Here is a 12,742-nt window from a genome sequence, read left to right on the forward strand (position 1 = left end):
CCAGACGATGGTTGCCACGAGCACACCGCCGCCGCACCTCCAACCGGCTCTCCCACCAGCCCAGGGCGACTCTCCACAGTGAACTTCGGGACGATACCTGCGTTCGTTACAAGGAATTCCGCTGAGCGGCCCAACGGTTGTGATTAGTCCGATCAGCGGAATCACTTGTGTCACAACGCATTGACGGGGAGCGATCAACTACCGGCAGCTGACCAGGACCAGGCTGACGACTGTGCACTGTGTACTCGCGGCGTCATTGCCCGTGTTCGGGTCGATCGGGTCCGAACCAGTGCGGGCCGCGCGGAACTCGTAGTCCAGCCCGATGTTCAGCAGCCGCACCGGGACCGAGAACGCGAGCTTCGTGCTCGCACCGGGTTCGAGGCGCGGCACCGGGCAGGCCACCGTGTTGCCACTGGCGGTGCACGTGCCGTTCACCCCGGTGATGCCCGGCGGCAACGTCGTGGTCACCACGCCGCTGAGCAACGCGTTCGGGCCGTGGTTGGTCACGTCGACGGTGAAGTCGATGCGCGGCACCAGGATTCCGAGCCGGGGCGTACCGGTGACCTTGGCCACCTGCAGGTCCGCTTCCGTGTGGACGGTCAACTGTGGACCGTCCACGGGGAACGTCGCGTAGTTGCTGCCGGACAGCTGCGCCTGGAGCGTGCCGGTACCGCCGACCGCGTCCTGCTTCACCGCGAGGGTGAACGTGACGGTCGCGGACTGGTAGCCGCCGAGCGCCTCGGCCAGTGCCGCGCGGTAGCCCGTCGGGCCACTGGGTCCGGTCAGCGTCGTGCAGCTGGCCGCACCGGTGCAGCCCACCAGGGTCGTGTACTCCGCGATGGCCCGCGGGGCGCCGAACAACCTGGCAGAGGGCTGCAGGACCGTGAAACCGTTGGTGTTGGTGAGCTTCACCGTCACCGTGAACTGCTCGCCCGGTCGCACCACGGCCGCGCTCGAGGTCAGTTCCACCTCGGGCGGGGCCGCCGTGGCCGGCACCGCCGCAGCGGCGCCGAGCAGTCCGGCGATCGTCGTGATCGCCAGCGTTCGCCGAAACATCGTTCTCCTCCGGCTCGTCGTTGTTCCAGACCGATCCACTCCCCTCCCCCTGGAGGCCTTGGGCACCTCAGTACGCGCCGTGGCCGCCGAAGACGGCCCGGAACGTCTTCCACAGGATCACCGCGTCCAGGGCGAGGGACCAGTCCTCGACGTAGCGCAGGTCCAACCGCACCGACTCCTCCCAGGAGAGGTCGCTGCGCCCGCTCACCTGCCACAGCCCGGTCAGCCCCGGCTTGACGAGCAGCCGGCGCCGCACGTCGGAGGAGTACCTCGCGCTCTCCTCCGGCAACGGCGGGCGGGGGCCGACCAGCGACATGGCGCCGGTGAGCACGTTGAGCAGCTGCGGCAGCTCGTCGATCGAGTAGCGCCGCAGGAACGAGCCCACCTTGGTGATGCGCGGGTCCTTCTTCATCTTGAACAGCAGTCCGTGGCCCTCGTTGGCCGCGGCGAGCCTGGTGCGCAACGCGTCGGCGTCGGTGACCATCGTGCGGAACTTGATGATCGTGAACGGGACGCCGTCCTTGCCGACGCGCTTCTGGCGGTAGAACACCGGACCGCGGCTGTCGATCATCACGAACGCCGCGACCGCGAACATCAGCGGTGCGAGCAGGAGCAGCAGGAGGAACGCGCCGACCTTGTCGACGACGCCCTTGACGAGGCGGCGGAACCCGGTCAGCGCCGGTTCGCTCACCCGGAGCAGCGGCATGCCGAGCACGGCGCTCATGTGCAGGCGAGGACCGGCGACCTCCATCAGGCCCGGCGAGACGACCATCTCGGTGCCGGAACCCTCCAGCGCCCAGGCGAGCTGCTGCAGCCTGCGCGGAGTCCAGTAGGCGTCGGGGGTGACGGCGACGATGCGGTAGCCGCCGCGGCGGACCTGGTCGGCGAGCTCGCGCAGCTGGCCCACGACGGGCACGCCGTCGACGTCGGGACCGACGCGGCCGCGGCCGTCGAGCGTGCAGACCGCGTCCACGCGCCAGCCCAGGTGGGCCATGCGGCGGGTGCGGTGGATGAGGTCCTCGACCGTTTCCAGGTTGCCCGCGGCCAGGACGGAGAGCATGAACCTGCCTTCACCGCGACCGCTGTGCAGCGGCCGGCGCAGGAGGTAGCGCAGGGGGAAGGCCACCAGGGCGATGGCGGGCACCACGACGAACACCCACAGGCGGGCGCCGGGGATATCGACGGCGAGCGCACCCAGACCGAGTGCGACCACCGCCCCGAACAAGCCCCGGCCGAGTCGCCGGAACTCCTCGGCCCCCTGACCGAGCACGGCCGGCGTCCAGACCCGGTTGAGGGTGAGCGAGCCGACCACGACGACTACTGTGAGTATGTCCAGCAGGGCAAGGGAAAGCGGGCCGAAGGCGGCGTGCCGCGAGTGCATGACGGCGCCCACCGCCACGACGACCAGCACCGTCGTCAGCACGTCGGCCGTGATGACGGCGTAGCGGTAGCGCGTCTCCCACCGTGCGATCGGCGGGTGCGTCTGTCTGTGTTCGTGGCTGCGTTCAGGACTGAGCGTCGAGCCCCGCCCGTGCACAGCGTCACGGGCAGAGCGGACCTGCTCACTCATCGTTGTGATCTCCCCGGCTCAGCGGTGATTCCGGACGTGCAGGTGCGCAGGTCACCCCGAGGACCTTTGGTGCTCCGCGCAGACCGCACAGCCCCTCCCACAGGGCGGTGCCGGAAATCCCGGAGCTTGCAAACCGTGATTCGCCCGCTCCGGCGTCCGCGTTACAGGCTGTGGAAAAAAGTTTCCTCCGCGCCCGAATGGCGGACGTGACGTGCGTCTCACCATCTGGAAACCGAGCAGCCACAAGACGATTGGCCAAGTCCACAACGGACACAAATGTCACGCGCGGTATGAGCCGACGGTCGGAAAAAGGTCTTCAGACTCTGGCGCTTCGACCTGTTTTGAGCGTTGTATTACCGCCGAACGGAGCAATCACCTACGGCCGAACGGAAATGCGCACCTCTTCCCGGCCGACCACCACCACGTCACCCGCGCGCAGCTGCGCACCCCTGCGCAGCTCCACGGCACCGTTGACGTGGACCTCTCCGTCCTCGATGAGCTCCTTCGCGTGCGCGCCGTCGTCCGCGAGCTGGGCCAGCTTGAGGAACTGCCCTAGCCTGATCGGCTCTTCCGAGATCTCCACCGTCCGCATGAGCCGCATCATCCCAGTAGGGCCGTCCCCACTGCTCGCTCGGGGGCGCGCACCAGGGCGAACGGGTGACGTCGTTGACAGGCTCACGGCCATGAAAACTTCGTGGGGGTACACCGCCTGGTTGGCGGTGTCGGGACTGGTCGCGGTGGGCATCACGGCGTTCGCCGCGAGTGCCTACGTCACCCTGGACGTGGCGCAGGCGCGGCCGGAACTGCACGGGCCGGCGCATTACGGCCTGCTTGTCGCGCACATCTTCACCGGAACGGTCGCGGTCCTCGCGGGCGTCTCGCAGTTCTGGCCGCGGCTGCGGGCCAGGCACCCGCGGGTGCACCGGGTGCTGGGCCGCGTGTACTTCGGCGCGGTCCTGCCGTCGTCGGTGCTGGGCGTCGTGTGCGCGCAGCTGTCGTTCTACGGGCTGGCGTCCTCGGGGCCGCTGGCGCTGCTGTCCGTCCTGTGGTTCGCGAGCGCCGTCCTGGGCCTGCGGACGGCACGGCGGCGCCAGTTCGGCGCTCACCGCATCTGGATGATCCGCGGGTTCGCGCTGACGGGCGCCGCCGTGACCGGCAGGCTGTGGGGACTGCTGCTCGGCGGCCTGCTGCCCGAGGCGGACGGGCTGCTGGTCTTCGCCACCGCGAACTGGCTGTCGTTCGTGGTGAACCTGCTGGTCGCCGAGTGGTGGATCCAGTCGCGGGGCTACACCCGCGCCTTGCCCTCCACGGCCGACAGGCCGAGCATCTCGAGCAGGTCGGCGCAGTCCAGGGCGTCGGTCGCGTGACACGCCACGGTGCGCGCGGCCTTGCTGTTCTGGATCGTGCTGTGCTCCTTCTCCGCAGCCTTGGCCTCGGCGAAGGTGCCGGTGTCAGGCTCAGCCAAAGGGGTACGCGCCCAAGTCATGTCGTGCCTGCTTCCGCATCGGGGGATGTGGTCATCATGACAACGGGATCACCGAAACACCAGAACTAGTGCTTTCCGTAATCGATCGTCCACGGAGCGTGCAAAACGCGAAAACGCTTTCCGCGGCTGTTTTTGATCAATTACCGGGAATCAGCGCCCGTACCTGAGCACGGACTCCACTTCGGTCACGAATGCGACGAGGCGCTCGTCGTCCACGTCGTCGGGCGTGGGACCGTCCACGGCGAGCCGTTGCAGCGCAACGGATGCCGCGGCGTTCTCCCGCGCCAGCCGGCGGAAGCCGAACGTCGCCTCGTACGCGGTGACCGCGGTGGCAAGTGCCGCAAGGGTTGTGGCCGCGAAGCCCCACACCGCGCGGCGCGGTCCGTCCGCCATCCCGGCTGCGGCCGCTGCGGCGGCCGCGATGAACAGCGCGGCGGCGATCGCCACCGTCCACGTGCGAGCGCTGGAGTACCGCCTGCGGCCGCGTTCGAAGTGGTCGAGGCGGTCGGAGAACCGGTGCCGCAGGTACGCCTCGACGAACTGGGCCTGGCGCTGCTCGTCGCTCATGTCCGCACCACCTCGTGCTTGCGGTCGCTGACCGCGGCCTCCAAGTCCGCCACCCGGTCCTGCCGCTCCTCCTGCGTGCCGGGAGCGGGAGCGGCGAGGTGGGCGAAGTACAGCGCCCGCAACCGTTCCGCGCGGGCACGGGCGGTCAGGTACCTGTCGAGCGACTCCCGCTTGCGCGCCACGATCGTGATCGCCGCGGCGAACGCGCCACCGGCCACCACGAGCACACCGGGCCACGGCGTCTCGTTCAGCCACGTCTGCAGCGCGCCGAACACCGTGGTCATGAGCCCGCCGGCGATCGCGAGGACCGCGAGCAGCCGGTAGCGGTTCTGCTCGGACTCCGCCTCCGCGTCGAGCTCGTGGAACACCGGCGCCACGACCTGGTTCGCGTCGTGGATGGCGTCGGCGAGCAGCGGGTAGGCGACCACGAAACCGGGGTCGACGAGCGGGCGCGGTTCCGGTGCCCGGTAGCGGACCCGCGGCCAGATCCGCGGCGGCATGACGGGCTTCTCCTCGCCCAGCAACCGTTCCAGCGCGGTGACGACCTTGCCGGGTCCCTCGTCGGCGTGGACGACGGAGACCTTGCCGCTGCGCACCAGCACGGCGAGGTCGCCGGTCAGGTCACCGGTCGCGATCCGGTCGGCCAGTCCACCGGTGCCCGCGACGACGAGCAGCGGGTGGTCGCCGCTGAGGTGCTCGACGACCTCCTGCTCGCTCTCGCCGCCGACGACGAGCGCGACGGTGGCCTTCTTGCCGCGGATCGCGTCCACGACGCGGAACAGCACCGGTGTGGCGTCCGTCCACTCCGAACCGGGGACGACGACGGCGACGCCGTGGTTGGGCTCCAGCGCGACCTGGTCACCGGTGGGGGTCTCGGTGCGGTCGTGCACCTTGCTGGAGGGTGCGACGCCGACCACGACGGGCCGGCGCCCCTCACAGGCCTGCAGGGCCAGGCCCAGCAGGTGGACCACACCCCTGTCGGTGCCTTCGGTGACGAACACGGCGCCGTTGCGCGCCGCGATCACCACCACGGATCTGAGCACCGGCAACAGCTTCGCGGCGAGATCCGTCTCGATGTCCGCTGTGGAGCCGAACACGGGGATCACCGCGCGGCCTCGGGGCAGACCGAGGGAACGGGGCCTTATGTCGGCGTCCGGCTGGGACAGCCGGGTGACCGTCGGGCCGCCTGCATTGGGCATGCCGCGCACCATAACGTCGTGATCGACCGCGGACCAGGGCCGTTCAGACGTCCTCGTCGAGCGGGACCTCGCGCTCGGCGTCGAGCGGCGCCGGCTCGACCGGCTCCTGGGGCACCACGTCCTGCTGCTGTTCGGCGCTGTCGGCTTCAGGCACTTCGGGGTTCATGCGGTGCGGGTTCCCCCGTCCAGGCCGGACCACACGTGCCGGCGCACCCGGTCGAGGTCGCTCAGGTCGTCGAGCACGGTCGTGGCACCGGCCGCGGCGAGCTGTGCGGCGGTGCTGCGCCCGGTGGCGACCGCGACGAGCCGCACCCCCGAGTCCAGCGCGGCGCGCACGTCGTGCGGCGTGTCGCCGATCAGCACGACCTCGTCGTCGGCGAACCGGCGGACGTGCCGGGCCCGGTCGCGGGCGAACGCCACCAGCTCGGCCCGGTCGGCATGATCGTCGCCATAGGCGCTGACGTCCCAGTCGACCAGGTGCGCGAGCCCGAACTCCTCCAGCTTCACCCGCGCGACGCTGCCCAGGTTGGCCGTCAGCACGCCCTGGTGCACCCGCGGGTCGGCGGCGAACGCCTCCAGCGCCTCCCGCGCGCCCGGCAGCACCTCGCCGTGCCCGGTCAGCTCGCCGCGACGGGCCTCGAAGCAGCCGGCCAGCGCCGCCGCGAGCCGCGCGGAGGACTCCGGCGTGTGCTCGATGCCGTGCTGCCGCAGGCACTCGGCGATGATGTCCAGCTCGGTGCGTCCGCCCAGGTCGACGGGGCCGGCGAGGTCCCGCCCGAACGCGGTGCGGAACGCCTCCCGGTACATCAGCCCGCCGAAGCCCCTGGCCGAGATCAGCGTGTTGTCGATGTCCCACAGGACCAGCACGTCGGGACCCGTCACCGGACCGCCACCTCTCCACCCGTAAAATGCCTGCTCATGACCTCGATCGACCCCGCAGAGCTGGAAGTCTGCCTGCGCGTGCTGGCACAGGTCGAGGACCTGCCCGCGGAACACGACGACGCGGTGCGCGTCCGCCTGGCCACCGCCAAGATCTTCAAGGCCGCGAAGAAGCACCGGAAGTCCGAGCGCAGGGCCGCCATCACCGCGAACGACCGCGCGGTGACCTCGCTCACCGCGACCGGCTCACCGGACCGCATCGACGACGAGACCCAGGGCCTGCCGCTGGTCTCGACCGCCGCCGGTGCCACCGCGGGCACCCTGCTGCGCGCCCGGTCCTGCTACACCTGCCGCAAGCGGTTCGTCGAGGTCGACGCCTTCTACCACCAGCTCTGCCCCGACTGCGCCCGGTTCAACCACGGCAAGCGCGACGCGCGGACGGACCTCACCGGCCGCCGCGCGCTGCTCACCGGCGGCCGCGCGAAGATCGGCATGTACATCGCGCTGCGGCTGCTGCGTGACGGTGCCCACACCACGATCACGACCCGGTTCCCCAAGGACGCCGCGCGCCGGTTCGCGCAGATGCCCGACGCCGGCGAGTGGATCGACCGGCTGCGCATCGTCGGCATCGACCTGCGCGACCCCGCCCAGGTGCTCGGGCTCGCCGACTCGGTGGCCGACCAGGGGCCGCTCGACATCCTGATCAACAACGCGGCGCAGACCGTGCGCCGCTCCCCCGGTGCCTACGCGCCGCTGGCCGCCGCCGAGCACGAGGCGCTGACCGGCGACGCCCGCCGCCCCGAGCTGATCACGTTCGGCGGGCACGGCCAGCTGGCCCTGCCCGGCACCGCAGTCCCCGAGGCGCACTCGGTCACGACGCTCGCGTTGATGGCGGGCGGCAAGGAGATCGACGCGGGCGGTCTCGTGCCGGACACGGCGGCGACGAACTCGTGGATCCAGAACGTCGACGAGGTCGACCCGGTGGAGCTGCTGGAGGTGCAGCTGTGCAACTCCACGGCGCCGTTCCTGCTGATCTCCCGGCTGCGCGCGTCGATGGCGAAGTCGTCGTACCGGCGCAAGTACGTGGTGAACGTGTCGGCCATGGAGGGCCAGTTCTCCCGCGTGTACAAGGGTTCCGGCCACCCGCACACGAACATGGCCAAGGCAGCGCTGAACATGTTGACGCGCACCAGCGCCGAGGAGATGCTGCAGGCCGACGGCATCCTGATGACCGCCGTCGACACCGGGTGGATCACCGACGAGCGCCCGCACCCGATGAAGATGCGCCTGGCCGACGAGGGCTTCCACGCCCCGCTGGACCTGGTCGACGGCGCGGCCAGGGTGTACGACCCGATCGTGCGCGGCGAGGCCGGCGAGGACCTGTACGGGTGCTTCCTGAAGGACTACGCGCCCTCGGCGTGGTGACGCACGTGTCCGAGGTACCCGTCGGACGCACCCGAACGAGCTGTTTCGTCAGGTCATAGCGGTATTTGAACACCTGTTCGAGTACTCATTTGTCATGAGGACTGTGTGGCGGGGAGCACTTCGGTTCGGCATGACGACGATGGCGGTGCGGCTGGGGTCCGCGGCGTCCGAGCACCGCGGCAGGGTGCACCTCGTGCACCGCGAGGACAGCGGCCGGGTGCGGCACCAGCAGGTGTGCGGCGAGTGCTCGCTGCACCTGACACCCGACGACATCGGCCGCGGCTACGAGCTCGACGACGGCCGCATCGTGCAGGTGGACCCGCGGGAGCTGCCGGCGCCCGAGGAGGGGGTCATCGACGTCCAGCAGTTCGCGCCGGTCGCGGACGTCGACCCGATCTCGTTGCACCGCAGCTACTACGTCGAGCCCGACGACCTGTCGGTGCGCTCGTACGTGCTGCTGCGCGAGACGCTGGAACGCACGAAGACCGCCGCGATCGTGAAGTTCGGGCTGCGCGGCAAGGACACGCTGGCGGCGATCCGGCAGCAGGCGGGCGTGCTCGTGCTGCACACGCTGCTGTGGCCGGACGAGGTGCGCGAGCCGCACTTCGCGTTCCTGCACCGCGACACCGAGGTGCGCACCGGTGAGCTGGCCGCGGCGGCCGCTCTGGTGCGGGCGCAGACCCGGCCGTTCCGGCCGCACGACTACCCGAACTCCCACCACGAGGCGCTGCTCAGGCTGGTCGAGGCAGCCGTCTAGTCAGCGGGCGGACGGGCCGCGTACCGGGGATGGACGCGGGCCGTCCGCCCGTGTCCGCCGGGTGGCGTTGCCGGGGTCCGCCGGTGCCGGCGGCTAGCATCGGCGGTCATGCTCGCCAGTCCGTCGGACCTCGTCGACCTGCTCGAGTGCGAGCACCGCAGCTTCCTGGGGCGTTCGGAGCGGCGGGGTGACCCGGAGGAGCTGCACCGCGCGGCCTCCCGCACGGCCGCCGACGTGCGCGCGGGTGCGGAGATCGTCGAAAACGCCGTCTTCTTCGACGGCGCCTTCCACTGCGCGGTGCCGAGCCTGGTGCGGGTCGGCACCGGCTACGAGCCGTGCTTCGACGGCTCTGAGGCAACTCCGTTGGCCGTGCTGAACCTGACGGCGGCCGCTCTGGCGTTGGGTGCCGAACGCGCGCACCTGCTGGTCAACGGCCGGCGGACGACTTTCCGGGTGGCCGACTTCGCACCGTTGCTGGGCCGTCTGCGGACCAGGCTGGCGAAGCCGGGACCGGCGCCGGCGCGCTCGTGGGGTGACGTGCGGGCGGCCTGCACCGGGTGCCGGTTCGCCCGTCATTGCGCCTCCGGGCGGGAGGAGGCCCGCGACCTGTCGCTCGTGGCCGGACTGCGCGCCGACCAGCGGCGGAAGCTGGTTTCGGTTGGCATTGAAACAATCGATGCGCTAGCGGCGACCGAGGAGCGACCACCTGCCCTGTCCCCCGCGAGCTTCGCCGCGCTGGCCGCGCAGGCCCGGTTGCAGGTGCGGCAGGAGCGCACCGGCGTGACCACCTACGAGGTCGTGGCCCCCGAGGCGTTGCAGACCCTGCCGGAACCGGCGGAGGACGACGTGTTCCTGGAGGTCGAGGGCGACACGTTCCGCACGCCGGGCTGGGAGGGCACGTTCGCGGAGTTCGTCGACCGCACGCCGACCGGCCGGGTCTACCACTTCACGCCGCACGACCTCGCCGGGCGTGCGGCGCGCACCGCGACCAGGGAGTCCGAGGTGGACGAGCTGGTGCGGCGCTGCGTCGACCTGGGTGCGTTGACCCGCCGGGTGCTGCGGGTGTCCACAAGGGAGTACACGCTGCCCGCGCTGCGCCCGTTGCTCGCGGACGACAACCCGACGCGCGGGGTGCGGGACCTGCTGGAGAAGGTGAAGCGGGAGCACGGCGTGCAGACCGCTGTACGCGACGAGGAGCTGGACGAGGCGGCGCGGGAGAAGGCCGCCGAGCGGGCCCGCAGGATGGCGGCGCTGACCGAGCCGCTGCTCGCGGAGGGCCACGCGCTGTTCGCGGCGACCGTCGGCTACCACCGGCGGGAGGCGAGCCCGGCCTGGGGCGACTTCTTCCGGCAGGCCGCGGCGCCGATCTCGGACCTGGAGACGGACTCGAACTGCGCGGTGCCGATCACGCTGCGGGCCGAGGACTGGGTGCCGCCCAGCGGGCGGGTGCGGACGTCGAAGCGGCAGGTGCGCGCGCGGATCGACCCGGAGCGGCCGCACCCGTTCGGCGCGGGCGAGCAGGTCAGGCTGCTCTACCCCGGCAACGTCACGCGCCCGGCCGTGGTGTCCGATGACAACCCGCACGAGCTGGTGCTGACCGAGAGCGCGGCGGCCGAGCACACCGAGCTGCCGCTGGCGGTGCTGCCCGGCAGCCCGGTGCCGGCGAAGCCGAAGGACGAGGCGGTCGCCGAGCTCGCGCAGCAGGCCGTGGAGCTGTTGCCGTTGCTGCCGCGCAGCCCCGGCATCGACCTGATGCTGCGCACGCCGCCCGCGCAGCCGCTGCCGCGCGACGAGGACACGGTGCGGGCGGTGATCAGGGCGGTCGACCAGCTCGACGGCGGCACGCTCGCGGTGCAGGGCCCGCCCGGCGCGGGCAAGACGTACCTCGCGACGAAGCTCGTGGCGCACCTGGTCGACCAGGGCAAGACGGTCGCGGTGACCTCGACGTCGCACAAGGCCGTGGAGAACGTGCTGCGGTCGTGTTCCGGTGACGTGCCGATGGCCAAGCGGCCCAAGGGGAAGCCGGAGGAGGACGTGCCGTGGGACCAGCCGAAGGACAACGGTGCGCTGGCCCGCTGGCGCGAGGAGCACCCGGCCGGACACCTGGTCGGCGGCACGGCGTGGACGTTCTCCAACGCGGTGATCAAGGCGCAGCCGTTCGACGTGATGATCATCGACGAGGCCGGCCAGTTCGCGCTGGCGGACGCGGTGGCGGTGGGGACGGCGGCCCGCAACCTCGTGCTGCTCGGTGACCCGCAGCAGCTGCCGCAGGTCGTCCAGGGAGTGCACCCACCGGGGTCGGACGCGTCCGCGCTGGGCCACTTGCTCGGCTCGGCGGACGTCATCCCCGGCCACCTCGGGTACTTCCTCGCGGAGACCAGGAGGATGCACCCCGCGGTGTGCCGCCCGGTGTCCGAGCTGTCGTACTCCGGGCTGCTCCACTCGCACCCGGTGGCGGCGCAGCGGTGGATCGAGGGCGTCGAACCCGGCATCTACCTGCGCGAGGTCGACCACCGGCACAACATCACGTCCTCGGCGGAGGAGGCCGACGCCGTGGTGGACACCGTGCGGTCGCTCGTCGGTCGCACGTGGACGGACAACGGCGAGACGCGCGAACTGACCGACGCGGACGTCCTCGTCGTGGCGCCGTACAACCTCCAGGTGCGGGTGATCCGCCGGCGGCTGGCCGACGCGGGGTTCGACGGGACGCGGGTCGGCACCGTCGACCGGTTCCAGGGCCAGGAGGCACCGGCCGTGGTGATGTCGATGACGTCGTCGTCCACCGTGGACCTGCCGCGCGGCCTGGACTTCCTGCTGTCGCGCAACCGGTTGAACGTGGCGCTGTCCCGCGCGCAGGCGGTGGCCGTGGTGGTCTGCTCACCGCGCCTGCTGGACGCCGACGTGCGCGGGGTGGAGCAGATGCGGCTGGTGGCGGGGTTCATCGCCCTAGCGGAAAACATGAAGGTTTGTTCGTGGTGACACCTCACCGTTGTCAGACGGTGACCTTTCGACTGCCGTCGGTTGCTAGCGTGGCGCGGTTCACCCGGTCGGGTGATTTGTGTTTTGAATGGTTTTCCCGCCACGCATCAACCCTGAGCAGGAGTTTCCGTTGGCAAGACGAGTTCTCGGCGCGTTCGCGGTGACCGCCACCGCGGCTCTGGCGTCAGTGGCGCTGGCCACGCCTGCCTCCGCACACACCGACGTCGTGGACGCCGGGTGCAACGAGAAGGCCGGCAAGTCCTTCCTGAGCGTCGAGCTGCACGAAGTACAACGGCCAGGCCGACAACTTCTTGACGATCACCGTCGACGGCAAGGAGCAGCCCGCTCAGCCGTTCCGCGAGTCGTTCAAGCAGACCTGGACGTTCCCCGCCGACGTCAAGCACGACTTCAAGATCAAGGTCGCCGCGCACGACGATCCCAACAACAAGCACGGCTACTCGAAGACCTACGACCGGTCAAGCACGGCGTGCGTCAAGTACGTCCCGCCGACGACCACCACGACCACGACGCCGCCGGTGACGACCACCACCACGGAGGCGCCCTCGTCCTCCGCCGAGGTGCCGCCGTCGACGACCTCCGCCGCCCCGGCCCCCGGTGGCAGCACCCCCGAGCCGCCGCTCGCCGCGACCGGCGCGTCCCCGACCTGGCTGCTGCTGTCCGGCCTGGGCCTCGTGGGCGCCGGTGCCGCCGCACTCCTGGTCGTCCGCCGCCGCCGCGCGTGACCCGCTGAAGGGGCGGCCCGCACGTGGCGGGCCGCCCCTTCACGTTCCCAGGCGTCTGCAAGTACCAGTACTTGCAGACGC

Annotated in this window: 12 protein-coding genes; 5 read left to right on the top strand and 7 right to left on the bottom strand. The window is 71.0% G+C overall.

Annotated features, from left to right (window positions below; genetic code table 11):
- Positions 1 to 198: 198 nt before the first annotated feature.
- The 3 genes from ACVDFE_RS34255 to ACVDFE_RS34265 form a co-directional block, all read right to left on the bottom strand.
- Positions 199 to 1,056, bottom strand: coding sequence for a hypothetical protein (locus ACVDFE_RS34255; protein ID WP_458433389.1), 858 nt, complete (start codon positions 1,054 to 1,056; stop codon positions 199 to 201).
- Positions 1,057 to 1,123: 67 nt separating this feature from the next.
- Positions 1,124 to 2,626, bottom strand: a complete 1,503-nt coding sequence (locus tag ACVDFE_RS34260) for a sugar transferase (protein WP_360386819.1) — start codon at positions 2,624 to 2,626, stop codon at positions 1,124 to 1,126.
- 376 nt (positions 2,627 to 3,002) lie between these two features.
- Positions 3,003 to 3,218 (bottom strand): RNA-binding S4 domain-containing protein, encoded by a 216-nt coding sequence (locus ACVDFE_RS34265; RefSeq protein ID WP_360386817.1) that lies wholly within the window; start codon positions 3,216 to 3,218, stop codon positions 3,003 to 3,005.
- Positions 3,219 to 3,309: 91 nt separating this feature from the next.
- Here ACVDFE_RS34265 and ACVDFE_RS34270 point away from each other — a divergent pair, with 91 nt between their 5' ends.
- On the top strand, positions 3,310 to 3,993 hold the full coding sequence (locus tag ACVDFE_RS34270; protein ID WP_458433390.1) for a DUF2306 domain-containing protein: 684 nt from the start codon (positions 3,310 to 3,312) through the stop codon (positions 3,991 to 3,993).
- 269 nt (positions 3,994 to 4,262) lie between these two features.
- On the opposite strand, the gene ACVDFE_RS34275 is transcribed toward ACVDFE_RS34270, so the two are convergent.
- From ACVDFE_RS34275 to ACVDFE_RS34290, 4 genes are read right to left on the bottom strand one after another with little or no spacing between them, the layout of a single operon-like run.
- Positions 4,263 to 4,679, bottom strand: coding sequence for an SLATT domain-containing protein (locus tag ACVDFE_RS34275; protein ID WP_360386813.1), 417 nt, complete (start codon positions 4,677 to 4,679; stop codon positions 4,263 to 4,265).
- Entirely contained in the window at positions 4,676 to 5,878 is a 1,203-nt protein-coding gene (locus ACVDFE_RS34280; RefSeq protein ID WP_458433391.1) for a DUF4231 domain-containing protein, read from the bottom strand. Before ACVDFE_RS34280 ends, ACVDFE_RS34275 begins: the two co-directional genes overlap by 4 nt.
- Positions 5,879 to 5,921: 43 nt before the next feature.
- Positions 5,922 to 6,044, bottom strand: a complete 123-nt coding sequence (locus tag ACVDFE_RS34285; protein ID WP_360386808.1) for a hypothetical protein — start codon at positions 6,042 to 6,044, stop codon at positions 5,922 to 5,924.
- Entirely contained in the window at positions 6,041 to 6,760 is a 720-nt protein-coding gene (locus ACVDFE_RS34290) for a haloacid dehalogenase-like hydrolase (protein ID WP_360386805.1), read from the bottom strand. Before ACVDFE_RS34290 ends, ACVDFE_RS34285 begins: the two co-directional genes overlap by 4 nt.
- Before the next feature lie 36 nt (positions 6,761 to 6,796).
- Between ACVDFE_RS34290 and ACVDFE_RS34295 the strand changes: the two genes are divergently transcribed.
- The 4 genes from ACVDFE_RS34295 to ACVDFE_RS34310 all read left to right on the top strand — a co-directional run bounded on the left by ACVDFE_RS34295 (position 6,797) and on the right by ACVDFE_RS34310 (position 12,661).
- Entirely contained in the window at positions 6,797 to 8,182 is a 1,386-nt protein-coding gene (locus ACVDFE_RS34295) for an SDR family NAD(P)-dependent oxidoreductase (protein WP_360386802.1), read from the top strand.
- A gap of 94 nt (positions 8,183 to 8,276) precedes the next feature.
- Positions 8,277 to 8,939: a non-homologous end joining protein Ku gene (gene ku, locus ACVDFE_RS34300; RefSeq protein WP_458433392.1), complete on the top strand. Its 663-nt coding sequence runs from the start codon at positions 8,277 to 8,279 to the stop codon at positions 8,937 to 8,939.
- A 108-nt stretch (positions 8,940 to 9,047) separates the two neighbouring features.
- Positions 9,048 to 11,918, top strand: coding sequence for a DEAD/DEAH box helicase (locus ACVDFE_RS34305; protein ID WP_458433393.1), 2,871 nt, complete (start codon positions 9,048 to 9,050; stop codon positions 11,916 to 11,918).
- 311 nt (positions 11,919 to 12,229) lie between these two features.
- On the top strand, positions 12,230 to 12,661 hold the full coding sequence (locus tag ACVDFE_RS34310) for an LPXTG cell wall anchor domain-containing protein (RefSeq protein WP_458433394.1): 432 nt from the start codon (positions 12,230 to 12,232) through the stop codon (positions 12,659 to 12,661).
- Positions 12,662 to 12,742 lie beyond the last annotated feature (81 nt).

The organism is Lentzea chajnantorensis, assembly GCF_054300775.1.